This is a genomic window from Exiguobacterium sp. s26 (assembly GCF_018618235.1).
Taxonomy (GTDB): Bacteria; Bacillota; Bacilli; order Exiguobacteriales; family Exiguobacteriaceae; genus Exiguobacterium; species Exiguobacterium chiriqhucha.
Genome location: NZ_JACSLS010000009.1, coordinates 43,374 through 67,634, shown reverse-complemented (window position 1 = coordinate 67,634; position 24,261 = coordinate 43,374). Strand labels below are relative to the sequence as shown.

Below are 24,261 nucleotides of genomic sequence, written 5' to 3'. Positions count from 1 at the left end.
AGGTGAGGTGAAACGAGATGGCAAAAAACTATTATGACGTCCTTGGCGTGCCGAAAGAGGCGTCCGACCAAGACATTAAGCGAGCGTATCGAAAACTGGCAAAACAATACCATCCGGATGTGAACAAAGACTCGGGCGCACAGGACAAGTTCAAAGCAATCCAAGAAGCGTTCGATGTGCTGAGTGATCCTGATAAGAAAGCGAACTATGACCGCTATGGCAGTCCAGAAGGACCGACGTTCGGCGGAGGGACTTACAGCGGCGACGGATATGGGGAAGGATCGGCCCAGTTCGAAGACTTGTTCCGTCAGTTTGGCGGCGGGTCACGGACGACGTCGCGGACGTTCGGGTTCGAGGACATGTTTGGTAGCTTCTTTAATCAAGCGGTCGAAGAAGACCTCGATGAGACGGTCCGTGTCAACGTCCCACTCAGTCAATTGACGTCTGATTCCAAAGTGAGTCTGCGTCTCCAGACGGGAACGGTCAACGTGAAAATCCCGCAAGGCGCCCACGAAGGGCAAAAGTTACGGCTCAAAGGTAAGAGCAGCAAGGTCGGACAAGCGGGTGACCGCGGCGACGTGTACGTTGAGCTGCATTTCACGGATGATGATACGTACCGTCGAGAAGGAGCGAACGTCATTACCGTCAAACGGTTGCGCCCGCTCGCTTTCCTCGACGGCACAGAAGTCGTCGTGGCGACATTAGATGGTGGCCGGGTCAAACTGAAAGTGAAACCGGGGTCACGCCCGGGTCAACGGATGCGCATCCCAGGGCGCGGGTTCATGACCGCCTCGAAAGTCCGGTCGGATCTCTTCGTCCAACTCGAAGTCGACTTGCCGCTAGACGCCGGCCACCGATCTGTTTACGAACAACTCGAACGTTGAGCCTAAGGAGGAAGCAGAATGGATTTCAATCGATTTACCGATAAAGCACATGAAGGCATCGTCAGTTCGCAGGCACTTGCGAAACAGTACCACCATAGCGAGATGAACGAATGGCACGTCTTGGCATCGATGATTTCACAAACGGACGGCATCGCGCCGCTCCTACTGCAAAAAATGGAGCTGAGCGTCGCCGAGATTGAGGCCGAGGTCGCGATGGCACTCAAGAACGCACCGAAGCTTCAAACGCCGACGACGCCGATGATTTCGGCCTCGCTGTTGAACGTGTTGACAACGGCGGAGCGGGAAGCGACCGGTATGAGTGACGAGTACGTCTCGGTCGAGCACGTCCTGCTCGGCATCATTATGAATAAGAGCCAAGCGCAAAGCATGCTCGAGCGCAAAGGTGTGACCGAAGAGAAACTACGCGAGGCGCTCGTCGCCGTCCGCGGAAATCGGCGCATCACGTCGAAGTCGCCGGAAGCGACGTATGACGTCTTGACGAAGTATGGCCGCGACTTGATTCAAGAAGTGAAGACCGGCAAAATCGATCCCGTCATCGGGCGTGATAGCGAGATTCGGCGCGTCATCCGCATCTTGAGCCGGAAGACGAAAAACAATCCGGTCTTAATCGGAGAACCGGGTGTCGGGAAGACGGCGATCGTCGAAGGGCTCGCCCAACGCATCGTTCGCGGTGACGTTCCGGAAAGCTTGAAAGATAAGACGATTTTCAGCCTCGATATGAGTTCGCTCGTCGCCGGGGCCAAATATCGCGGTGAGTTCGAAGAGCGGCTCCAAGCTGTCTTGAACGAAGTGAAAGAAGCGGAAGGGAAAATCATCCTCTTCATTGACGAACTGCATACGATTGTCGGGGCCGGCAAGTCCGAAGGGGCGATGGATGCCGGGAACATGCTCAAACCGATGCTCGCCCGCGGCGAACTCCACTGCATCGGCGCGACGACACTCGATGAGTATCGCCAATATATCGAGAAGGACCCGGCACTTGAGCGCCGTTTCCAACAAGTGCTCGTCGACGAACCGGACGTCGAAGACACGGTGTCGATTTTGCGCGGTTTGAAAGAACGCTTCGAGATTCACCACGGTGTCCGCATTCATGACAACGCGCTCGTCGCAGCGGCCGTCTTATCGAACCGCTACATCACCGACCGGTTCATGCCGGACAAGGCGATTGATCTCGTCGATGAGTCGTGTGCGATGATTCGGACGGAGATGGAATCGATGCCGGCCGAACTCGATGAACTCGTACGCCGCGTCATGCAACTCGAGATTGAGGAGGCGGCCTTGAAGAAAGAAAGTGATGACGCCTCGAAGAAACGACTCGATGCGCTGCAACAAGAACTCGCCTCGATTCGCGAACAGTCGGACGCGCTCCGACTCCGTTGGGAGAACGAGAAAGAGTCGACGCATCGCGTGCAACACATCCGTGGCGACTTGGAGAAAGTGAAGCTCGAACTGCAAGAAGCTGAGAGCCGCTATGATTTGAACCGGGCCTCCGAGCTCAAATATGGCCGTATCCCGGAACTCGAGCGTGAACTCGCGGAAGCGGAACGGCTCGCCGGTTCGGTGACACGTGAACTCGTCCGCGAAGAAGTGACCGAGGAAGAGATCGCCGAGGTCGTCTCGAAATGGACGGGGATCCCCGTGACGAAATTGACCGAAGGAGAGCGAGACAAGTTGCTCAACCTCGAGACGGTGCTCCATCAACGTGTCTTCGGACAAGACGATGCGATTCGCCTCGTCAGTGATGCCGTCATTCGGGCTCGAGCCGGCATTAAAGATCCGAACCGTCCGATCGGCTCGTTTTTGTTCCTCGGACCGACGGGTGTCGGGAAGACCGAACTCGGGAAAGCGCTCGCCGAGGCGATGTTCGACTCGGAAGACCATATCGTACGTCTCGACATGAGCGAGTATATGGAGAAACACGCCGTGTCGCGTCTCGTCGGGGCGCCTCCAGGTTATATCGGCTATGAAGAGGGCGGCCAGTTGACGGAAGCAGTCCGCCGCAACCCGTACTCGGTGCTCCTGCTCGATGAGGTCGAGAAAGCGCACGCCGATGTGTTCAACATCTTGCTGCAACTGCTCGATGATGGTCGCTTGACCGATTCGCACGGACGTGTCGTCGACTTCAAAAACACAATCGTCATCATGACATCGAACATCGGGGCCGACATCTTGCTCGAAGCGGCGAAAGATGGTGTCATCGATGAGGCGGAAGAACGCCAAGTCATCGAGCGGCTCCGCCGCCACTTCCGTCCCGAGTTTTTGAACCGGGTCGATGAGACGATTTTGTTCCACCCGCTCACGCGGGCTCAAATCGGCCAAATCGTCGAGAAAGCGGTCGCGCGCATGGGTAGTCGCTTGACGGCGCGCTCGATTCAAATCGAGATCACGGATGCAGCAAAAGTGTTCATCGCCGACGAGGCGTATGAGCCACAGTTCGGGGCCCGTCCGATCAACCGGTACGTACAACGGACGATTGAGACGAAACTCGCCCGTAGCATTCTCGCCGGAGATATCGAGGACGGCCAGACGGTCGTCATCGATGTCGAGAACGACGAGTTGACGCTTCGTCCCGCGACGGTGACGCATTAAACATTGAAAGAGCGCTGGCTGATGCCGGCGCTCTTTGTTTATGAGATAGGTGTAGGTTGATAGATGCAGTACGGTTCTTCGGCCTTATAGTCGCCGGTGACGGCATAAGCGCGAGCCCGCGAGCCGCCGCATACGTAACGATACTCGCAGTAGCCGCATTTTCCGTGGTGGGTATCGGGATCGCGTAGTGATTTAAAAACCGGGTGGTGCCGGTAAATCTCGGCGAGCGGTGTTTGTTTCACGTTGCCGCACGTAATCGGTAAGAAACCGGACGGCTGCACGTCGCCCGTATGCGAGATGAACACGAAACCGTTCCCGTCATTCGTGCCGCGGGGTGCCTTGGCGAGATCGTCATGCGGATGGCCGATGGGCGACAATCCAACTTGTTTTCGTTTCAAGTTCTCTTGCCGGGCGATGCGCCGATAAAACTGGGCTTCGGTCGTCGAGATGATGAATGGGACGTGTTCTTGCAAAGCGAACGCCCAGCGGAGTACTTCTTCATGCCGTTCTGGGGAGATGGGCTGCAGGAGCGACCCGCGGCCGGTTGGCACGAGGAAGAACAGCGTCCACACCGACACACCGAGTTCACCGACGAGTTTGGCGATGTCCGGGAGTTGGTCGACGTTATATTCCGTGACCGTCGTATTGATTTGGAACGACATGCCTTCTTCCCGGAAGTAGGAGATGCCGCGCAGCGTCCGCTCGAAACTTCCGCGCGTGCCGCGGAAATAGTCATGCGACTTGGCGTCCGGACCGTCGAGCGAGAACGCCCAACGTGTCAATCCGGCATCTTTCGCCCGTTTGACGGCGTCATGGGTCACGCGCGGCGTCGCCGATGGGGTCATCGAGACGCGCATCCCGAGCGAGGCGGCGTATTCCGTCAGCTCGAACAAGTCTTCGCGCATGAGCGGGTCGCCCCCGGTGAAGACGAGAATCGGGTTGTCCATCGCGTGGATGTCACGGATGAGCGCCTTACCTTGTGCGGTGTCAAGTTCACCCGGATATCGGTGGAACTGGGCCTCGGCCCGGCAATGGACGCATGACAGCGCACAGGCACGTGTCACTTCCCAAATGACGATGAACGGATTCTCGTTGTAGTCGATTCGTTTCATACGGACACCGCCTGTCTTGCCATGATGCGGGTGACAGCCTGTTTGGCCGAGTCGACGCAGTCGGGGAGACCGACGCCGTGCAAGATCGCCCCGCAAGCTTCGATGCCGTCGAGGGAGGACATCGTCTCCTCGAACGCCCGCACGTATTGTTTATGGCCGACCTCATACTGCGGCATCGTGTCGACGTGCCGCTCGACTTTCGTGAAGAGGGGCGTACCGACGTGTTGGATTTTCCGAAGCTCACGGAGCGCGAAATCGGCAATCGTCTCGTCGGATTCCGTCAACAGGTCGGGAACGAACGCGGAGCCGATGTAGACGCGTAACAGCGCCTTGTTTTCGGGTGCCATATGCGGCCATTTCTTATGCATCCAGCTACAAGCGGTCAAGGCGTTGCCTTCGCCCTTGGCGATGACGTAACCCGTCCCATCGAGTGCCTCGACGTCTGCTTTCTCGAACGCCGCGAGCACGGTGATGGAAGACGTGCGTTTCAATGACGACAACCGTTCCGCTTCTGGGAGACCGAGGAGCGGGCCGAGCGCGTTCGGCGAGGTGGCTAACACGATGCCGTCAAACGACTCGACCGTTCCGTCCTCGAGCACCACTTCATGGGGCCGGACTGCCGCGACCCGTGTCCCGAGACAGAGGCGGTCAATCGATGGACGGAGCGCTTCGATGAGGACGCCGAGCCCTTGTCCGAGCGCTAGAAACTTTCCGGCCTCGCGCGGTTTGACACCGGCTTGGACAGGAGGTGTCAATGCTTTCATACCGAGAATCAGGCTGCGTGTTTTCTGTTCAATCGTGATAAACTGAGGGAAAGTAGACTCGATACTCATATCGTCGAGCGTGCCATTGTAAATTCCGGATAGGAGCGGTTCGATCATCGCCTCGACGACTTCTGAACCGAGCCGGGCGCGAAAGAACGTGTCGAGCGAGATGTCGGATCCCGCATAGACGCGTGGCAGCACGAGGTCCATACCGGCCCGGAGTTTGCCGCGCCACGTGAACAGATCCGTCTTGACCATCGGCCAGAATTTGGTCGGGATGCCCATGACCGAACCGGCGGGCATCTGCCGTAGTTGGTTCCGCACGTAAATGTACGACGTCCCGGTCATCGACCGGACGAGGTCGTCGTCAAGCCCGAGTTCGGTGATCAGGTCGGTCAATGTCGGCTTCCGGGCCATATATCCGTCCGGCCCGCATTCTAAGACGAACCCGTCTCGATAGACGGTCTTGATTTTTCCGCCGATCCGGTCACTCGCTTCATACAATGTGACGTGCGCGCCCGCCTGTTTCGCGTAGTAGGCGGCGGCCATACCCGTAATCCCTCCACCGATGATTGCAATCTTGTTCAATCCATTCACCCATTTCTATGTAGTATTCCTACTAACGGTACCGAGAATGTTGCCGTAGACATAGGATAAGTCTCACACGGTTCTAGACAAATTCGTCACGATTGGAAGGAGGACCACTCATGGTTTGGTTCGGGATTGCGTCGGCGATCGTCGTGGTCGGCATTATCGCCTTCATCGCCTCGATGAATCGACATGGCGAGAAGCTCGAAGGGGATGAGGACAGCCCGCCCGTTTTGTGGGCCGACGAGGAATGGTATAAGCCGGACAAGGAAGACGGTCCACTTGATGGTTAACCGTCTGCAAATATGTTAAGATGACCCGGGTAAAAACTATCGGACATGAGGTGATTGGATGAACGTATTGGAACAGCAGTTGGCGCATTTGGTCGACGAGTGTCGTCCGTACACAGCACAAGGAAAAGTCGCCGACTATATTCCGGAGCTTGCGCATGTACAAGATGATTTGCTCGGCGTGGCGATTTGCCTACCTGATGGTTCTTATATTCATGCGGGGGACGTCCATCATAAATTCACGATTCAAAGCGTCTCGAAGGCGTTGACGCTCTGTTACGTCTTGATGGAGTTCGGGGAAGATTACGTGTTCTCGAAAGTCGGTATGGAACCGACGGGTGATGCGTTCAACTCGATCGCCAAACTTGAAGAGACGGTGCCATCGAAGCCGCTCAATCCGATGATTAACGCCGGGGCGCTCGCGGTCACGAGCATGATTTTGGGGGATACGGCGGAGCTGAAAATCTATCAGTTCCGTCAATTTTTGGCGACGTTGCTTGATGTCCCGGTCGAGGAAGTCACGTACAACGAAAAAGTCGCCCGCTCGGAATACGAGACGACCGACTTGAACCGGGCCTTGCTCTATTTCATGCGCCATCACGGAATCGTCGAGGGTGATGTCGATGAGATTATCGATGTGTACACGAAACAGTGTGCCATCGAAATCGATTGTTTTGACTTGGCGCGCATCGGTCGGATTCTATCCGGCAACGGCGAAGATCCGGTCACAGGCGAAGAGTTGATTCCGCGTCGTGTCGTCCGCATCGTCAAAGCGATCATGACGACGTGCGGCATGTACGACGCCTCGGGTGAATTTGCCGTCCGTGTCGGCCTGCCTGGAAAGAGCGGGGTGTCGGGTGCGATTCTCGCGACCGGCAAGCATGAGCTCGGGTTGAGCGATGTCGGCTTTGGGATTTTCGGTCCCGCCCTTGACTCAAAAGGGAACTCGATTGCGGGGATGAAGTTGCTTGAACTGCTCGTCGAACGCTATACGTCCCGTTAAAGCTTGATGGCGTCGACCGATTCGTCGAGCCGTTTGTGCAGCTGCTGGACGACATGTTCATAGTCGTCGGCCAAGGCGGCGGGCGGCGTGAACTCGGTCCAGCGCAACAACAGCTGATGCCGGTCATTCATGTCGCCGAGTTCGGTCTGGAGCCGCTTCAACTTTTGAACGTGGTCTTTTGAGGCGCTCGGCTCATAGTTCAATAAGTACTCATTTAAATAGCGCTCCCGCTTCACGGCGAGCCTGACTTTGTGGAGGGTATCGAGCCGGTCGGTCCGTTTCGTCGCTGCGTGATGGGTCTCGATGCGGCGCTTGCGGTCGGCTTTGGCTTTCTCGAGAAAGGCCGCCGCGTCTTGTTTGCGAAAGGCGCGGAACAGCTGCCCGCCGATGAAGCGCCGGACTTGCTGGTCGAGCGAAGGCGTCATTTTTTCGGTCACACGCGCTTTCAGGAGCGTGCGGTCTTTGGCACGTTGCGCTTCCACATGGTCAGCAAAAGCTTGGTCGAGCTCGGTCTCGACGGCAAATCCTTCAAGGAGGACATCTCCGTCACGCACCGCCCCGAGCGCCTCCATCAGCTGTTTCAATTGGCGATACGTCGAAGGCTTCGTGTCGTACAATTGGATGAACGTCAATAGCTTGCGCAGGCGGACCCGGGCTTGGTGAATATCTTCGCTGTTTTGGAACGTCAGCGCCTCGGTCATATAATGATTGAACGTGTTCCACGTCTCTAACAGCTCATATTTTAATTTTTCCGCATTCCGTTGATTCATTCTAATTTTTCCTTTCTGAAATGAGATGAGGTTGCCCATGTATCAAACACATTCACTAAATGAAAAAATCAAACTGTTCTTCACCATCTTCTTCCCGATTTTGGTGACACAAGTGTCCTTTTACTTAATCAGCTTTTTTGACACAGTCATGTCGGGCCGAGCCGGCGCCGTCGATTTGGCGGGTGTCGGTGTCGGGTCGAGTTTATGGATGCCGGTCTATACGGGGTTGAGCGGGATTCTGCTCGCTGTCGCCCCAATCGTCGCCCAGGCGCTCGGGGCCCGCAATATCCAGCAGATTCAACGGACGCTGTACCAAGGCGTATACTTAGCGATCGGTCTGAGCATCGCGACGCTCGTCCTCGGCTTTTGGCTCGTCCCGACGGCTGTCGACGGCATGGGACTGAGTGAGGAAGGGAAACGGATTGCCAAAGGGTATTTGCTCGCACTCGGATTCGGGGTGTTGCCGATGTTCTTGTTCAACGTGCTACGCACGCTCATGGACTCGCTCGGCAAAACGCGAATCTCGATGCTACTTATACTATTAGGGTTACCCATTAACGTCGGATTAAATTACATCTTCATCTTTGGAAAACTCGGCGTCCCGGCCTATGGCGGTGTCGGGGCGGGAATCGCCTCGGCCATCACATATTGGTTGCTCTTCTTTATGGCGTTCGCGTTTGTCCGGAACGGCAAGCCTTTCCTTGAATATCGTTTCTTGCGCTCAGTGGAGCGTATCTTCTGGCCGAGCCAGAAAGAACTGCTCAAGCTCGGGACACCGATCGGTCTCGCCATTTTTGCGGAAGTGAGCATCTTTGCGGCGGTGACGTTGCTCTTGAGTGAATATGGAGACAATATCGTCGCGGCCCACCAAGCGGCCATCAACTTCGCTTCATTTGTCTATATGTTGCCGTTGTCCGCGTCGAGCGCGCTGACGATTGTCGTCGGCTATGAGCTCGGGGCCCGGAGGCTGAAGGATGCCGTACGCTATGCCAAAATCGGTATCGTCCTTTGTCTCGGTGTGTCATCATTCTCGGGAGCGCTTCTGTTTTGGCAAAATGAACGGGTTGCGGCCATCTATACGAACGATGCGGCCGTCGTGGAACTCGCGGCCCACTTCATGATTTTTGCGGTCTTCTTCCAATTATCGGATGCGGTCGCCGCCCCGATTCAAGGGATTTTACGCGGGTTCAAGGACGTCAACGTGACGCTCATCTTGTCGCTCATCGCCTATTGGGTCATCGGCCTCCCGCTCGGCTATGCGCTTGCCGAACAGTTCGGTTTCGGACCGGACGGCTATTGGATTGGTTTGATTGCGGGTCTAGCGGCCGGAGCCGTGTTGCTGGTCATGCGTCTCATTCATATCGTCAAACGGTATGAGGCCCAACCGATTACGAACGAAACATCCTAACCGAGACAGGTTGACGCTACGGCGTCAGCCTTTTTGTTGTTTGAGGGGGAAACAGGATGGGCAAAGAACTGGGGAAATCAAGTTTGTCAGTTGGTAATATTGGTCTATACAACTATACTGGTTTTTGATATGATAACGATGAAGCTACTTGAAGAAAGGTGGATGACCGATTATGGTGATCATCAATGCACACATCGTTTCGGGGGACGAAACGTGGGAACGAGGCTATATCCAATCCGATGGCACGACGATTGTGAGCGTCGGTGCGATGGAGGACTATCAGGCAGGAACAGATAAAGAGATTGACGTTCGTGGGGCACTCGTGACGCCAGGCATGATTGACGTCCACATCCACGGCGGTTACGACGTCGATACGATGGATGCGGACGTGGATCGACTACGTCATCTCAGCCGTTCGATGCTCGCTGAAGGTGTGACGTCTTATTTTGCGACGACGATTACACAGTCACCGACTGCCATTACGAAGGCGTTGCAAGCAGCCCGGACTGTCATCGAGGCGGGAGACACGTCACTCGTCGGCATCCATCTAGAGGGACCGTTCGTCAACGTCGACAATGCGGGGGCACAGCCGGCCGAATATATTATCGATCCCGATGCAAATCAATTCCGCACATGGCAACAGGAGGCGGGCGGTCACATTCGCCTCGTCACGTATGCGCCGGAACGTCCGGGAGCACGTGAGCTTGAACAGGTGATGGGTGAAACCGGTGCAATCGGATCGACCGGACACACGAACGCCACGTTTGCCGAGAACAAGGAAGCGAACGTCAAGCATGGCACGCACTTATACAATCAGATGCGAGGGATTCATCATCGGGAGCCGGGAACGGTCGGCTATTGTCTGTTGGAGCGGGACGTCATGGTTGAAATCATTCCAGACGGGATTCACAGCCGTCACGAGATGGTCGACTTCGCCTATCGCATGAAAGGGGCAGACGGTCTCGTCGTCATTACGGATGCGATGCGCGCCAAAGGTCTTCCGGACGGCCGTTATGAACTCGGGGGTCAACCGGTCATCGTCGAAGGCGGGGCGGCTCGACTCGAAGCCGGGAACTTGGCCGGCAGCGTCTTGACGATGGACGCGGCGTTCCGCAACATGCTGTTATACACGGGATGCACGGTGCAAGAAGCGGTGAGGATGACGTCGGCGAACCAAGCGCGTGAGTTCGGTTTGACGAACAAAGGGGCCATCGCGCCTGGCTTCGACGCGGATCTCGTCATTTGGGATGACGCAATGACGGTCGTGACGACGATTCATCAAGGAGAGGTCAGTTATTCGAAGGAGGACATGCAATGAACATATTAGTGGCGAACACACCGACGGACGCAGAAGAAATCGCATATACACTCATCAAAGAGCGGGTCGCCGGGAAGCGCGATTTCGTGCTCGGACTCGCGACGGGCAGTACACCGGTCGGGATGTATCAGATGTTCAAACGAGATCGGCTCGACTGCAGTCATGTGACGAGCGTCAATCTTGATGAGTATATCGGGCTCGCGCCGAGTCATCCGCAAAGCTATCATCACTTCATGGAAGAGAAGCTGTTCAATGACATCCCATTCAAACAGAGCCATCTGCCTCATGGTGACGCGGCCGACCCGGAAGCGGAAGCGGCTCGCTATGAACAGCTCGTCCGCTCGATTGGTGTCGACCTGCAATTGCTAGGCATCGGAGAGAACGGACATATCGCCTTCAATGAGCCGGGTACCGCGCTCGATGCGAAGACGCATGTGACCGAACTGACCGAGTCGACGCGTGAAGCGAACCGCCGTTTCTTCGATTCAATCGAAGACGTGCCGACGCAGGCCATCACGATGGGACTCGATACGATTATGAACGCACGCGAGATCGTCCTCGTCGCGACCGGTACCCGTAAAGCCGAAGCCGTGCATCACATGATTGAGAGCGTGCCGACGATTGACTGGCCGGCTTCCATCTTACAGGCGCATCCAAGTGTGACCATCGTGCTCGATGCCGAAGCGGCCTCGGCTTGTAGCAATGTGTTACAGGCGCGTGGCAGTGAAGCGGCCGACCGATTCTTTTCGATCCGAGCTTGATGACCTGGAGACAAGTGTCTCCAGGTTTTTTCTCGTTAACTGTGGGAAATTGTATGGAAATGGATTTGTAATCAAAACGTTTTCGACAAAAGTCGAGGTTTCCTCTATAATAGGTGAAGCTCATATCATTCGATCGCGAAGGAGAAACTCATGAATTCAAGAACCCAAGCTCGTAGACGGCGCAAAGGCCCGTCTGCGTTTTATAAGCTGTTCAGCGCCCTTGTATTGATTGCCGTCATCGTTGGCTCAAGCATGTATGGAACGGCTTTTTATAAAGCGCATAACATGCTGTCAGGTACTCAAGTGACGCTTGAGGATGATCCGACTATCGAACCGACTCGATTTGATAAAGAGGATACCGAGAGCTTCCTCGTGCTCGGGACGGACTTGTCCCCGCAGAAGAAAGCGCGCGGCGAGTATGGTCGGTCTGACGTCATGATTGTCGTCATTCTGAACAAGAAAAACAAACAGACGACGATGCTCAGCATCCCGCGTGACTCGTACGTCAACATCGACTATACGGGCTTCAATATCCCGTACGGTAAGACGGGTCTCGATCAAGACAAAATCACGCACGCCTATTACTTCGGGTCGATGGATGAATCGAACCCGAACAACGGTATGCGGATGGCGACGAACACGATTGAAGACTTGGTCGGCATCGACATCGACCACGTCGTCTCCCTCAACTTCCAAGGGTTCGTCGACTTCATCGATGCCGTCGGCGGGGTCGAAATCGACGTCCCGTTCTCGTCTGAACAGAAGAGTTACGACGCCTCACGAGAAGTCGTCCAAGTCGAAGCAGGGCTTCAGCAGTTATCGGGCGAAGAGGCACTCGCTTACGTCCGTAACCGCTATGACGACCCACGCGGAGACATCGGTCGCGGACAGCGTCAGATGGAAGTCATCAATGCCGTCCTTGACCAAGCGCTCGGCACGTCGCTCATCAACAACTACGACAAAGTGTTGAAAGCAGTCGGGGACAACATGCAGACGACGCTCGGTCCGAACGATTATATGCGTTTAATCGAGGACGTCGGCGCCCTCAACAACACGGTTCAATATCAGTTGACCGGTGAAGGGGCCCGCGGTGTCGACGGTCATTTCTATTACTTCTTGAACGAGCCGTTGCTCGAAGAAGTTCGTTACCGCGTCCAACAGGCCGATGCCGGGAATGAAGTCGAGCCGATGACCGATACCGAGCTTGAGACGTATATGTACGACCCAGCCGGAATCACGTATGAAGCACAATAAAAAAATGGTTTGCCGTCCGCGGCAAACCATTTTTTATGTGCGTTCCATCGCAACGGTGAACGAGTAGGCGTCGCCGCGGAACAAGGAACGGCTATATTCGAACATGTCCCCGTTCTCGAGATACGTCCGTTGGTCGATTAAGAGCACAGGGGCGTTCGGAGAAATCGTCAACAGCTTTGCTTCCTCCGGTCCCGCGCTCCTCGCCTCGAGGGTTTGGGTCGCATTCTTCAACCGGAGCCCTGACTGCTCGGCGAACTCGTAAATCGAACCGACGGCATCTGTCTCGGTCAAGTTCGGTAGTAAGGCGACCGGGATGTATGCCGTCTCGAGGGCGAGCACGTTCTCATCGGCGAGACGGAGACGTCGCATCTCATAGACGGGCGTGTCGAGCGCGACGCTCAATTTTTGGGCGATTTTGGCCGGGGCTGAAATCGTCTGGAACGACAACAGGCGGCTAAACGGACGCATGCCCCGATGTTTGATTTCTTCCGAGAAACTTGTCAATCCGGACAAGGCCATCGTGATTTTCTTGTTGGCAACGAACGTGCCTCGGCCTTTTTGACGGCTCAAATAACCGGCGTTGACCAAGTTTGTGATCGCTTGGCGGACCGTCATCCGGCTCACGTTATAGCGCTCGGAAAACTCCCGTTCGGATGGGATGGATTCCCCGGGTTGGAGCTCGCCGGCATCTATTTGTTGCTTTAAATAGGCTTCGATTTGATAATAAATAGGTAGCGGTGATTGTTTATCAATCTGTAACATGCATATCGCTCCTGACTGCTAAAGTAAGTGTTTCTTATTATAGACCAAATTAGACTAGTTGTCTGAACATATCCTACAGAAAAGGCGGCGATCAAGATGAAGCCATGGCAATTTGAAACGACGGTGACCGACGTGCGCACCGATGCGCGCGGGACGTGGGTCGCGCTTGAATCCACATTATTTTATGCGGAAGGCGGGGGCCAACCTCCGGACGTCGGAACACTCGACGGACAACCCGTTCTCGATGTGCAACGGGTCGAGGAGGTCGTCTGGCATTTAGTCGAACCGGGGCTCGAACGTGGGACGTTCGTGACCGGCATAGTCGATGAAGCGATCCGTCACGACCACTCGATTCAACACACGGCTCAGCACGTGTTGACAGCTTTATTGGAAGACGAATACGGCATTCAGACGCTCAGCTTCGGCATCGGACAAGAGGAGTCGTCGCTTGAAATCGAGACAGAGACGCTCGATTGGACTCAAATCGAGTCGTTGGAACGAGACGTGCAACGCATCATCTTTGAGAACCGTCCCGTCTCCACGTACGAACTCGCGTCCGCAGAGGTCGAGGTCGATCGGTTACGCAAACCGACCGATCGCACCGGGATGATCCGGATCGTCGACATTGAGGGACTCGATTACAACGCGTGCGGTGGGACACATGTCGAGACGACCGGCCAACTTGGGATCGTCCATGTGACCTCGATGAAGAAAGTTCGTGGGAACGTTCGTTTGACGTATGTTGCCGGTCACCGGGCCTTGTCCGCCATCCATTCGTCACGGACGGCGTTGCGGACGATTCACCAAACGTTATCGACGACGAACGAGACGGTCGCTGCCCGTGTCCTCGAGGAACGAAATCTTCGTCTCGAGCGGGACAAGGAAGTGAAGGCGCTCGAGGCGCGTGTCGCGAAAGCGAAAGTCGCTGCCTTTTTGCAGGAAGACAATTACGTCATCACCCATATCGGTAAGACGGAAGCGGAGACGTTGACGACGACCATCGTCGAACGCATCGCCGCGACGGGCCGAATCGCTGTCGGAGCCAATCATACGGGTCAAAAGCTATGGCTCATGCATGACGGGACACATGACATCGCCATCGGTAAATTCTTAAAACGGACGCTCGACGACCTCGGCATCGGTCGCGGTGGCGGCAGTCATAAACAAGCCCAGGCCCGATTCGAATCGGTCATCGAGTTGGAACGCGCGACGGCAGAAATCGTGAAACGGCTTCAGGAAGGGATGGTATCATGTTGAAGATTGAGCACGGCAAGGAAGCAGAACTGATTGAACAGGCACGGGTTGTGCGGGCGACAGTGTTTATTCACGAGCAAGGCATCGCCCCTGAAATCGAATATGATGAGCTTGACCCAGACTGTATCCATTTCGTCGGGACAGTGGACGGTGAGCCGGTGACGACGGCGCGTCTGCGTCCAATCGGTGACGCGGTCGGGAAAGTCGAGCGCGTCGCCACACTCGCTTCGGCGCGCGGCAACGGATATGCCAAGGAGGTTATGCTCGCTATCGAGTCCTTCGCCCGGACGAGCGAGTTACATGAGCTCAAACTTGGCGCTCAACTGACGGCACTCCCTTTCTATGAGCGTCTCGGATATGAGGCGTACGGGGACGATTTTTTAGACGCGGACATCCCGCATCGGATGATGAAGAAGACGTGGTGATTGTTTTTAGAAATTTTCCTTTTTTCTAAAAAAAGGTTGGCAAGCCGGGATGCATTTGTTATAACTAAAACTAACAACTGACAGATAGAGGTTGCGAATGACATGAGTACGCTTGATCGACACGGACGCATTCCGGATCGAGCCGAAAGGGGAATTTCGCCGAAGTCGACGTTCGCATGCGTACGAACGAAGGCTGGGGTAGTCGTGAATAACGCCTACACTGCCATGGATGAAATGCCATGGAGCGCTATCTACGGAACGATTCTTTAATCGTTTTTCAACTGCGCGTACAAGCGGCAGACCGTAGGGAGAGTGCTTCCTACCGGTCTGCCGCTTTTTCTGTTGGTGGACATCATGAAAGTGGGGAACCTGATGACAACCGTATTGAAATTTGGAGGCAGCTCCGTTGCCACGATTGAACAAATCCAGGCCATTTCCGAATATTTACAGACACGGGCCGCGGCCGGAGAAAAACTTGTCGTCGTCGTCTCCGCGATGGGGAAAACGACTGACTCACTGTTGTCACTCGCCAAACAAATCACGGAACGCCCGATGATTCGTGAACTGGACCGCTTGCTCGCGGTCGGTGAGGAGCAGACGATCAGCCTGCTCAGCATCGCTTTAAACTCTCGAGGCGTGGCTGCCATCTCGCTTACCGGACAACAAGCCGGGATCGACACGATGGGCATTCACACGAAAAGTAAAATCAAGGCGATTCGCAAAGAAGTGCTCGAAGAGAAGCTCCGGACATATGACGTCGTCATCGTCGCCGGTTTCCAAGGTGTCAACGAGTTCGGTGATGTGACGACGCTCGGACGAGGCGGATCGGATACGACCGCTGTCGCCTTGGCCGCCGTCCTCAGCAAACGCTGTGAGATTTACACAGACGTCGCCGGTGTCTATACGGCTGACCCGCGCATCCATCCGACGGCCCGCCGATTAGATACCGTCTCGTATGACGAGATGATGGAGATGAGCGCGCTCGGGTCGAAAGTGATGGAGATGCGTAGCGTAGAGCTCGCGAAAAAATTTGATGTGAACATCTTTGTAGGAAAGACGCTTGCGAGCGAAGGAGGAACATGGATCATGGATATGACACAGGCGATGGAACAAAAAGCGGTGACGAGCGTGAGCGTCGTGAAGAACGTGCTCAGCGTCTCAATCAAACATATTCCACATTCGGTGGCAGGAGTTGCCGACATTTTCGAGAAATTGTCACAGCGTCATGTCAATATCGATATGATCAGTCAGACCGCGTTCGATGGTGAAGTATTCCTGTCGTTCACCTGTCCGCTCGATGAAGAAGCGTTTCTCGAAGAGGCGCTCGCGGAACTGACTGAGACGTTCCCACAAATCAAAATCGACCGTCATACCGAGCATGCGAAAATCTCGGTCGTCGGCATCGGCATGCGTGACGCGACCGGTGTCGCAGCCGAACTGTTCGCCACGTTCCGCGAGAGCGGAATCCCATTCTATCAAGTCACGACATCCGAGATTAGCATCTCGTACACGATTAACGAACAAGACGTCGAAGCAGCCGTCGCGGCCATCGCGACCCGCTTCAAGTTATAAGGAGGACGCCACATGTATAACGTAGCCGTCGTCGGTGCGACCGGTGCCGTCGGCCAAAAGATGATTGAAGTATTGACCGAGTATGAATTCCCGATTAACGAATTGATGTTGTACGCATCATCTCGTTCGGCCGGGAAGACCGTGAACGTGAACGGCAAGGACGTCGTCATCCGGGAACTGTCGGACGCGATTTATGCGGACCCAATCGATATCGCGCTCTTCTCAGCCGGTGGGAGCATCAGTGAACAATATGCGCCTCGCCTGAGTGAACAAGGTGTCATCGTCATCGACAACTCGAGTGCATTCCGGATGCAGGCGGACATTCCGCTCATCGTACCGGAAGTGAACCGAGTCGAACTGAGCCCGGACAAGACGCTCATCGCCAACCCGAACTGCTCGACGATCCAATCGGTCGTCGCGCTCGCACCACTCGCGGAAGTATACGGATTGACGCGTGTCGCCTATACGTCGTATCAAGCCGTCTCTGGCTCGGGCCAAAAAGGGATTGAAGACTTGGAACGCGGAGCACGTGGGGAAGAGCCGAAGAACTATCCGTATCCGATTTACGATAACGTCTTGCCACACATTGATGTGTTCTTAGAGAACGGTTATACGAAAGAAGAACAGAAGATGATTGAAGAGACACGCAAGATTTTAAACGCGCCGAACCTCGGTGTCACCGCAACATGTGTCCGTGTCCCGGTCCGCAACAGCCACGCCGTCTCCATCACAGTCACGCTCGACCGCGACGCGACGCTCGCCGAAGTGAAAGCCGTGCTCGCGGACGCGCCAGGTGTCGTCTTGATGGATAACCCAGGGGAACTCGTCTATCCGACACCGCTCGATGCGAACGGGACAGACGACGTGTACGTCGGTCGTATCCGTGTCGACGAGTCACAGCCGAACACGTTCCATCTCTGGTGCGTCGCTGATAACGTTCGAAAAGGCGCGGCAGCGAACGCCGTCCAAATCGCCCAATGCATGATTGGGCAGACTGCTACGAAATAAGGGGGAGATTATATGTTCACAGGAGTCGCAACCGCACTCGCTACACCGTTTCAAGCAGACGGTCAGCTAAATCTCACAGCATGGGAAGCGTTGATTGAAGATCAAATTAAAGAAGGTGTCAGCGGTCTCGTGATCGGGGGAACGACTGGTGAGGGCATGACCATCACGGACGAAGAGTTCGAGACGCTTCTCGTCAAAGCGATTGAAGTCGCTGCCGGGCGCGCCGTTATCATCGCCGGAACCGGGTCGAACAACACGGCGCTCAGCATTCAAAAGACGAAACGGGCCGCCGAACTCGGAGCCGAGATGGCGATGGTCGTCACGCCTTATTACAACAAGTCGACGCAAGCGGGTCTGATTGCCCACTTCACAGCGATTGCCGACGCGTCACCGATTCCGCTCATGCTCTACAACGTACCATCGCGGACGGGCGTCGCCCTTGATCCGGCAACGGTTGGGGAACTCGCTGATCACCCACGCATCGCTGCGCTCAAAGAAGCGAGCGGGGATATCTCAGTGATGGCTCAAATGATGGCGCACGTGCCGGAAGGGTTCCCAGTCTATTGCGGGAACGATGATCAAATCCTTCCTTATATGGCTTGGGGGGCGCAAGGTGTTGTCTCGGTCCTTTCGAACGTCTATCCGGGTGCAACGGTCGCATTAGCTGAAGCGCTCCTCGCCGGAGATTTGGAAACGGCACGCACATGGCAGCTCCGACTGCTCCCGGTCATCGACGAATTGTTCGCGGAAGTGAATCCGATTCCGGTCAAAGCAGCATTGAATGCACGCGGCTTCGAGTTCGGTGCACCACGTCTCCCGCTCGTCCCGATGAGCGCGACGGCCGAGGCCCGCTTGTTATCGGCAATGGAGCAGTTCAATGAGGTGAGACAGTGAACTTACTCATTCATGGATACGGCGCGATGGGACAGATCGTCGAAGAAGTCGCCCGGACACAAAACTTGACCGTTGCAGCCATCGTCTCACCGGCCGGAGGGGAACATCCCGTCTCGATACAAGATGTCGAGGCCGACGTCGATGTCGTCATCGACTTCTCGAACCCGGCGTTGTTGGATGACGTACTCGCGTTCGGGAAAGCCAAGCAAATCCCGCTCGTCATCGCGACGACGGGCTTCTCGGAAGCAGAGCTCGTCAAAATTGAAGCGGCGTCTCAGGAGATCCCGATTTTCCAGTCGTATAATACGTCTTATGGGATCGCGCTCCTGAAACAGTTGCTCGACCAACTCGTCCCGCTCACGCTCGGTTACGACATCGAAGTGATTGAGGCGCACCACCGCAAAAAAGTCGATGCACCGAGCGGGACGGCGGAATTGCTCGCCCGTGCCATCGAGGCGAAACGCGACGTGACACCGGTATATGACCGGACACCGCGCCGCGAAGCGCGTGCAGCCGATGAACTCGGCATGCATTCGGTACGCGGGGGGACGATTTTTGGAGAACATACCGTCCTCTTTGCCGGAGACGACGAAATGCTTGAATTGAAACACACGGCCCTGTCCAAACGCGTCTTCGCGAACGGGGCACTCGCTGCGGCGGCAACGATTCTTGACCGCCCAGCCGGACTATACAATTTAACGAACCTATACGAGGAGGCCACTCATGTTACTCACAAACGCTTATGAAATCGCGCAATACATTAAAGATGCCAAGAAAGAAACGCCTGTCAAATTGTACGTTAACGGTCAATTGGCCGGTCTGACAATCGAAGATGCCAAAGCTTTTGGAACAGACGAGTCGAAACTGTTCCTTACAACGGCTGAACGTGCGGCTGCTTTCCTAGAAGCGAACGCTGCCGTCATCACGGACACGCACCTCGAATACGATCGCCGGAACAGCGCCGTACCGATGCTCGATACGACGCAGTTGAATGCCCGCATCGAACCAGGTTCGTTCATTCGCGACCACGTTCAAATCGGGAACAACGTCGTCGTCATGATGGGTGCTGTCATCAATATCGGTGCCGTCATCGGTGACGGGTCGATGGTCGATATGAACGCGGTCATCGGTGCCCGCGGGACACTCGGGAAAAACGTCCACCTTGGCGCTGGCGCTGTCGTGGCGGGTGTTCTTGAGCCACCTTCAAAAGATCCGGTCATCATCGAAGACGGTGTCATGGTCGGTGCGAACGCCGTCATTTTGGAAGGCGTCCGCATCGGTGAAAATGCCGTTGTCGCAGCAGGTAGTGTCGTCACGCAAGACGTACCGCCAGGCGTCGTCGTTGCCGGTACACCAGCCCGCGTCATTAAGCAAAAAGATGAAAAAACCGCAGAAAAAACACAACTTGTTGATGACTTACGCTCCCTGTAACGTATAATAGACAGAAAATATCAAAAATGAATGGGAGAGTTGAACAATGGAACAGTATGGACAATGGATGTGGCAAGACGGGGCTTGGATCGAGCCGAGTGATGCGAACACGAGTATCATGACGCACGCAATTCACTACGGTAGTGGGTTCTTTGAAGGGATTCGGGCATACCACACAGAGGAAGGCCCGGCCATCTTCCGACTCCGTGAACACTTGGAGCGACTCGTTCGTTCGTGTGCATACTATCACGTCGACTTGCCGTACACGGTCGATGAGCTCGAACAAGCAACAATCGAATTGATTGAACGCAACGGATTTGAAGCTTGTTACATCCGCCCATTCGTTTTCCTCGGCACACCTTGGCAGGCACTCATGCCGACGCAGGAAACAAAAGTACACGTCGCGATCTCGTGCTGGCCGCTCGGCGAATATTTCAGCAAGACGGTCGGAATCCGTGCGAAAGTCGCCTCGTATCGCCGCGTCTCTTCGACGATGATGCCGATGCAAGCGAAAGCGGCAGCGAACTATATGAACTCGCAACTCCTTAAAGGAGAAGCGGTCCGTGATGGATATGACGAAGCGATTGCCCTCGACATGAACGGAAACGTCAGCGAGGCGAGCGTCGCCAACATCTTCCTCGTAAAAGGAAACAAAATTTTCACACCGTCACTCGATTGCTCGGTGCTCGACGGCATCACGCGTCAAACGGTGATCGAACTTGCCCGTGAGGAAGGGTTCGAGGTCATCGAACGCCACATCGGACGTGACGAACTATATGTGGCAGATGAGATTTTCTTAACAGGAACGGCGGCTGAAGTGACGAGCGTCATCGAAATCGACAATATTTCGATTGGTGGCGGCGTTCAAACGGTCGCGACGAATATGCTCTCGCGTTACCGTGAGGCTGTGACAGGACAAATCGCAGGCCACCGTGATTGGGTCACGTTCGTCAAAGCTGGAGTCAAAGAGTAAAGGAGTTTTTTGTATGGGAGTCACAATTGACTTGAATGCGGTTCGCGAAAACAAACGTCGGATTGAAGCGCTTGGCCGACCGGTGTTCGCCGTCGTAAAAAACAACGCCTATAACTTAGGGATGGAGCCAGTTGTGACGACACTGTACGAAGAAGGGGTGCGTCACTTCATGGTGACGACGCTTGACGAGGCGAGCGAGGTCCGGGCATCAGCTCCGGAAGCACGCGTTCTTGTCATGAACCCGGTATACGAGTGGACAAGCGTCCATCGTGACCAACTTGACGTCGCCATCGGTTCCTATGACTGGCTCGTCTCGCAACGGGACCAGCTCGACGGGGTCCGGCTTCATTTGAAGCTCGACGTCGGCATGAACCGGTTCGGTGCGAAGACGTTCCAGGAAGCGTTGGCCATCGTCGCCTTTTGCCAAGACGAGGGGCTCGATCTTGTCGGGTTATGTACACATTTCCCACTCGCTGACGCGGATAACGCCGAAATCGAGCACAGTGTGCACGTGGAGCGGTTCGCCGACTGGTCGAATCGTCTCATGGAGCGGCATACGTTCGACATCGTGCACGCAGCCAACAGTGCAGCGACGCTTCAAGCGGACCCGCGTCTCGGGCATTGCACGCACGTCCGTGTCGGTATCTTTCTCTATGGCTACTCTTCGGTCGAACCGGTCGATTGGCTCATCCCGGCGTTTCGCTGGGAAACAGAAGTCGTCGCCGTGCATGACATCGAGGCCGGTGCCCACGTCGGTTACGGTACGGGCTACACGGCCGAGACGAAAGAACGCATCGCCGTACTCTCGGTCGGCTATGGTGACGGACTCATGCGAGCCCGGCGCTTCTTACCAGCCCATATCGAAGGACGAGCCTATCCGTTCATCAGCAACATTTTCATGAGCCACAGTTTTTTACGCGTCGATGACACCGTACAAGTCGGAGATCGTGTGGAGCTGTATGGCCATCTTACGAAAATCGATGACGTGACCCGTACCGGTCACGCCAATAACTCAGAACAATTATGCGCACGCTCATGGCGTGTCCCGCATCGCTTTGAAGGAGGCAATGTATGTACACCACCAACCAATCAGTTTGTATGATCGAAGGCGTGTCCGTCCGTGAACTTCAAGCGACGTACGGGACACCGCTCTATATCATGAGCGAGCCTGAACTCGAACGTCGTCTCGACCTTGTCCGGAACGCGTTCCTCGACAAGTATCCGAACACGTACGCGCTGTACGCATCGAAAGCGATGTCGATTGCGGCCGTATACGATAAAGTGATGGCAGCGGGTCTGAGCATCGACGTCGTCTCGCGGGGCGAGATGTTCGTCGCGCTCCACGCCGGTGTCCCGGCTGACCGGATTCACGTCCACGGCTCGAACAAGACGGTGCAGGACATCACGTTCGCGCTCGAGAACGGAATTACCCACTTCACCATCGACAACATGCGTGAGATTGGGCTGTTGTCGGGTCTGGCCGCTGAGCAAGGGGTAGACGTCGATGTCTTGCTCCGCATCGTCCCACAAGTCGTCGGAGGCGCCCATGAGGCGATTCAGACGGGCGGGGTCGATACGAAATTCGGCTTCCCGACCCATGATGATACGTATCTCGAAGCGATCAAAGCAACGCTACAAGCGGAACGACTGCAACTGCGAGGCATTCACTGTCACGTCGGCTCGCAGATTCAAGAACCGACGCTGTTCATCAATACGGTCAAAACGATGGTCAACTTCATCGAGACGATCCGTCAAGAGACGGGGTATACGGCCGACGTCTTGAATATCGGTGGCGGCTTCGGTGTCGCCTATCTCGAGTCGGACGACCCGCTCGACTTCGCCGACACGATGACGCAAGTGATGGACACGCTCGTCGCGGAAGTGGAACGCTTCGGCTTGCCGCTTCCGAAAATCGGCATTGAACCGGGCCGTTGGCTCGTCGCCAACGCCGGCGCGACGCTCTATGAAGTCGGGACGGTGAAAGAAGTGAGCGGTGTCCGCACGTACGTCTCGGTCGATGGAGGGATGACGGATAACATTCGTCCCGCTCTCTATGACGCTGAATATGACGTCATTGCGGCGACACGGATGGATGAAGCGAAGACGCTCGAGGCGAAAATCGTCGGGGCGTGCTGCGAGTCGGGAGACATCATCTCGAACCGTTCGCTTATCCCGCCGGTCGAAGCTGGTGATCTCTTGCTCGTCAAAGCGACGGGAGCGTATAACTTCTCGATGGCAAGCAACTATAACCAGATGCTCCGCCCGGCCGTCGTCTTCGTGAAAGACGGGACACATCGTCTCGTCGTCCGGAGACAGACGCTCGAAGACTTGGTCGCCTGTGAGATTGTCGGACAATCGACGTGACGCCATAAACGCATTCCTGATTCAGGGATGCGTTTTTTAATGGAAGTCGTTCTTCTTCAAATGAGAAATGCTTTTAATTATGATGGGGGAGAGAGAACAGAGGGGGAAGTGACTTCAATGGAAAAGACAGCAGGACAACAGTTGATTGAATCGCGGCGGACGATTCGCATGTTCACGGAAGAACCAATTGCGACGAAAGTACTCTATGAGTTGTTGGCGTCAGCTCACCAAGCGCCGTTTCATAACAAAGTCGAACCGTGGAATCTCTATTTGTTCAACGGGGATGGAAAAGACGTCTTGCTTCAGGCGCTCGAACCGGCGTTTCAAGATGGACCGGAATCGAAACGTGAGAAGATCGCCGGGCGGATTCGTAACGCGGCCGCATGTGTCTACGTGACGACGAAAGCGTTCGAGACGGACAAAGGGAAGAAAGATGCGCTACTCGCGACGGCGACGATGATTCAAAACTTTCATTTATTGTGTAGTGAGCAACAAATCGGCCTCGTCTGGCGGACGGGCGGTATTTTTGAGGATGCTAGGCTTCAAGAGATGATTGGAGCTGAAGGGGAGACGTTTGTCGGGTTACTCCAGCTCGGTCGTTACGAAGACGTGCCACCGACGAAGCAACGTCAATCGATTGACGCTAGTTTGACAATTTTTGAGTGAACGAAAAGGCCCGAGCGTAGGTGACTACGACCGGGCCAATCTTTATAGGTCAATGAGACTGAGCCGTTCATGTGAGCGCTCAGTTTATTTTTTTAACTTGGCTGCAAGCCAGTCTTGAATGACATTCGTTGGAATCATTGTGTTCACGTT

The 24,261-nt window shown here is 55.3% G+C and carries 23 protein-coding genes and 1 riboswitch; of the genes, 19 read left to right on the top strand and 4 right to left on the bottom strand.

Annotated features, from left to right (window positions below; all coding sequences use genetic code 11):
• The first annotated feature begins 17 nt into the window (after positions 1 to 17).
• Together KNP82_RS12725 and clpB are read left to right on the top strand one after the other, a co-directional pair.
• On the top strand, positions 18 to 884 hold the full coding sequence (locus tag KNP82_RS12725; RefSeq protein ID WP_021065212.1) for a DnaJ C-terminal domain-containing protein: 867 nt from the start codon (positions 18 to 20) through the stop codon (positions 882 to 884).
• 18 nt (positions 885 to 902) lie between these two features.
• On the top strand, positions 903 to 3,494 hold the full coding sequence (gene clpB / locus KNP82_RS12720; RefSeq protein WP_058765687.1) for an ATP-dependent chaperone ClpB: 2,592 nt from the start codon (positions 903 to 905) through the stop codon (positions 3,492 to 3,494).
• A 38-nt stretch (positions 3,495 to 3,532) separates the two neighbouring features.
• On the opposite strand, the gene KNP82_RS12715 is transcribed toward clpB, so the two are convergent.
• Both KNP82_RS12715 and hemG read right to left on the bottom strand, forming a co-directional pair.
• On the bottom strand, positions 3,533 to 4,606 hold the full coding sequence (locus KNP82_RS12715) for a TIGR04053 family radical SAM/SPASM domain-containing protein (protein WP_021065214.1): 1,074 nt from the start codon (positions 4,604 to 4,606) through the stop codon (positions 3,533 to 3,535).
• On the bottom strand, positions 4,603 to 5,967 hold the full coding sequence (gene hemG, locus KNP82_RS12710; protein WP_214828214.1) for a protoporphyrinogen oxidase: 1,365 nt from the start codon (positions 5,965 to 5,967) through the stop codon (positions 4,603 to 4,605). The genes KNP82_RS12715 and hemG overlap by 4 nt, the downstream gene beginning before the upstream one ends.
• A gap of 110 nt (positions 5,968 to 6,077) precedes the next feature.
• Here hemG and KNP82_RS12705 point away from each other — a divergent pair, with 110 nt between their 5' ends.
• Positions 6,078 to 6,251, top strand: coding sequence for a hypothetical protein (locus tag KNP82_RS12705; RefSeq protein ID WP_214828212.1), 174 nt, complete (start codon positions 6,078 to 6,080; stop codon positions 6,249 to 6,251).
• A 58-nt stretch (positions 6,252 to 6,309) separates the two neighbouring features.
• Positions 6,310 to 7,251, top strand: coding sequence for a glutaminase A (gene glsA, locus KNP82_RS12700; RefSeq protein WP_021065217.1), 942 nt, complete (start codon positions 6,310 to 6,312; stop codon positions 7,249 to 7,251).
• Here the strand turns inward: glsA and KNP82_RS12695 are convergent.
• Positions 7,248 to 8,021, bottom strand: coding sequence for a CHAD domain-containing protein (locus KNP82_RS12695; RefSeq protein WP_214828210.1), 774 nt, complete (start codon positions 8,019 to 8,021; stop codon positions 7,248 to 7,250). The two genes, glsA and KNP82_RS12695, sit on opposite strands and share 4 nt — an antisense overlap.
• Positions 8,022 to 8,058: 37 nt before the next feature.
• On the opposite strand from KNP82_RS12695, the gene KNP82_RS12690 reads away from it, so the two are divergent.
• The 4 genes from KNP82_RS12690 (at position 8,059) to KNP82_RS12675 (ending at position 12,762) form a co-directional block, all read left to right on the top strand.
• Entirely contained in the window at positions 8,059 to 9,429 is a 1,371-nt protein-coding gene (locus KNP82_RS12690) for an MATE family efflux transporter (RefSeq protein ID WP_214715585.1), read from the top strand.
• A gap of 172 nt (positions 9,430 to 9,601) precedes the next feature.
• Positions 9,602 to 10,747, top strand: coding sequence for an N-acetylglucosamine-6-phosphate deacetylase (nagA, locus tag KNP82_RS12685; protein WP_214828208.1), 1,146 nt, complete (start codon positions 9,602 to 9,604; stop codon positions 10,745 to 10,747).
• The gene (nagB, locus tag KNP82_RS12680; RefSeq protein WP_021065221.1) at positions 10,744 to 11,508 is read left to right on the top strand and encodes a glucosamine-6-phosphate deaminase; all 765 of its coding nucleotides are present in this window, start codon (positions 10,744 to 10,746) and stop codon (positions 11,506 to 11,508) included. Before nagA ends, nagB begins: the two co-directional genes overlap by 4 nt.
• Before the next feature lie 150 nt (positions 11,509 to 11,658).
• Positions 11,659 to 12,762: an LCP family protein gene (locus KNP82_RS12675; RefSeq protein WP_021065222.1), complete on the top strand. Its 1,104-nt coding sequence runs from the start codon at positions 11,659 to 11,661 to the stop codon at positions 12,760 to 12,762.
• A 33-nt stretch (positions 12,763 to 12,795) separates the two neighbouring features.
• On the opposite strand, the gene KNP82_RS12670 is transcribed toward KNP82_RS12675, so the two are convergent.
• The gene (locus tag KNP82_RS12670) at positions 12,796 to 13,524 is read right to left on the bottom strand and encodes a GntR family transcriptional regulator (RefSeq protein ID WP_029596096.1); all 729 of its coding nucleotides are present in this window, start codon (positions 13,522 to 13,524) and stop codon (positions 12,796 to 12,798) included.
• A 96-nt stretch (positions 13,525 to 13,620) separates the two neighbouring features.
• On the opposite strand from KNP82_RS12670, the gene KNP82_RS12665 reads away from it, so the two are divergent.
• The 11 genes from KNP82_RS12665 (at position 13,621) to KNP82_RS12615 (ending at position 24,111) form a co-directional block, all read left to right on the top strand.
• A complete protein-coding gene (locus KNP82_RS12665) occupies positions 13,621 to 14,781 on the top strand; it encodes an alanyl-tRNA editing protein (RefSeq protein WP_021065224.1) in 1,161 nt (386 codons plus the stop codon).
• Positions 14,775 to 15,203: a GNAT family N-acetyltransferase gene (locus KNP82_RS12660; protein ID WP_214756704.1), complete on the top strand. Its 429-nt coding sequence runs from the start codon at positions 14,775 to 14,777 to the stop codon at positions 15,201 to 15,203. Before KNP82_RS12665 ends, KNP82_RS12660 begins: the two co-directional genes overlap by 7 nt.
• Positions 15,204 to 15,280: 77 nt before the next feature.
• A riboswitch (Lysine riboswitch) is annotated at positions 15,281 to 15,461 on the top strand.
• A 114-nt stretch (positions 15,462 to 15,575) separates the two neighbouring features.
• Positions 15,576 to 16,775, top strand: coding sequence for an aspartate kinase (locus KNP82_RS12655; RefSeq protein WP_021065226.1), 1,200 nt, complete (start codon positions 15,576 to 15,578; stop codon positions 16,773 to 16,775).
• A gap of 12 nt (positions 16,776 to 16,787) precedes the next feature.
• Entirely contained in the window at positions 16,788 to 17,783 is a 996-nt protein-coding gene (locus tag KNP82_RS12650) for an aspartate-semialdehyde dehydrogenase (RefSeq protein ID WP_214828207.1), read from the top strand.
• A 12-nt stretch (positions 17,784 to 17,795) separates the two neighbouring features.
• The gene (gene dapA, locus KNP82_RS12645) at positions 17,796 to 18,677 is read left to right on the top strand and encodes a 4-hydroxy-tetrahydrodipicolinate synthase (RefSeq protein ID WP_021065228.1); all 882 of its coding nucleotides are present in this window, start codon (positions 17,796 to 17,798) and stop codon (positions 18,675 to 18,677) included.
• The gene (gene dapB / locus KNP82_RS12640; protein ID WP_131472929.1) at positions 18,674 to 19,423 is read left to right on the top strand and encodes a 4-hydroxy-tetrahydrodipicolinate reductase; all 750 of its coding nucleotides are present in this window, start codon (positions 18,674 to 18,676) and stop codon (positions 19,421 to 19,423) included. The genes dapA and dapB overlap by 4 nt, the downstream gene beginning before the upstream one ends.
• Positions 19,401 to 20,108 carry a 2,3,4,5-tetrahydropyridine-2,6-dicarboxylate N-acetyltransferase gene (gene dapD, locus KNP82_RS12635; protein WP_021065230.1) on the top strand — a complete coding sequence of 236 codons (708 nt, stop codon included), beginning with the start codon at positions 19,401 to 19,403 and terminating at the stop codon, positions 20,106 to 20,108. The genes dapB and dapD overlap by 23 nt, the downstream gene beginning before the upstream one ends.
• Positions 20,109 to 20,154: 46 nt before the next feature.
• Positions 20,155 to 21,081: a branched-chain amino acid transaminase gene (locus KNP82_RS12630; RefSeq protein WP_021065231.1), complete on the top strand. Its 927-nt coding sequence runs from the start codon at positions 20,155 to 20,157 to the stop codon at positions 21,079 to 21,081.
• Positions 21,082 to 21,094: 13 nt separating this feature from the next.
• A complete protein-coding gene (alr, locus tag KNP82_RS12625) occupies positions 21,095 to 22,183 on the top strand; it encodes an alanine racemase (RefSeq protein WP_021065232.1) in 1,089 nt (362 codons plus the stop codon).
• Positions 22,153 to 23,445 (top strand): diaminopimelate decarboxylase, encoded by a 1,293-nt coding sequence (lysA, locus tag KNP82_RS12620; protein ID WP_058765694.1) that lies wholly within the window; start codon positions 22,153 to 22,155, stop codon positions 23,443 to 23,445. The genes alr and lysA overlap by 31 nt, the downstream gene beginning before the upstream one ends.
• Positions 23,446 to 23,562: 117 nt before the next feature.
• Complete coding sequence (locus KNP82_RS12615; protein WP_021065234.1) at positions 23,563 to 24,111, top strand: nitroreductase family protein; 549 nt, start codon at positions 23,563 to 23,565, stop codon at positions 24,109 to 24,111.
• Positions 24,112 to 24,261: the final 150 nt, after the last annotated feature.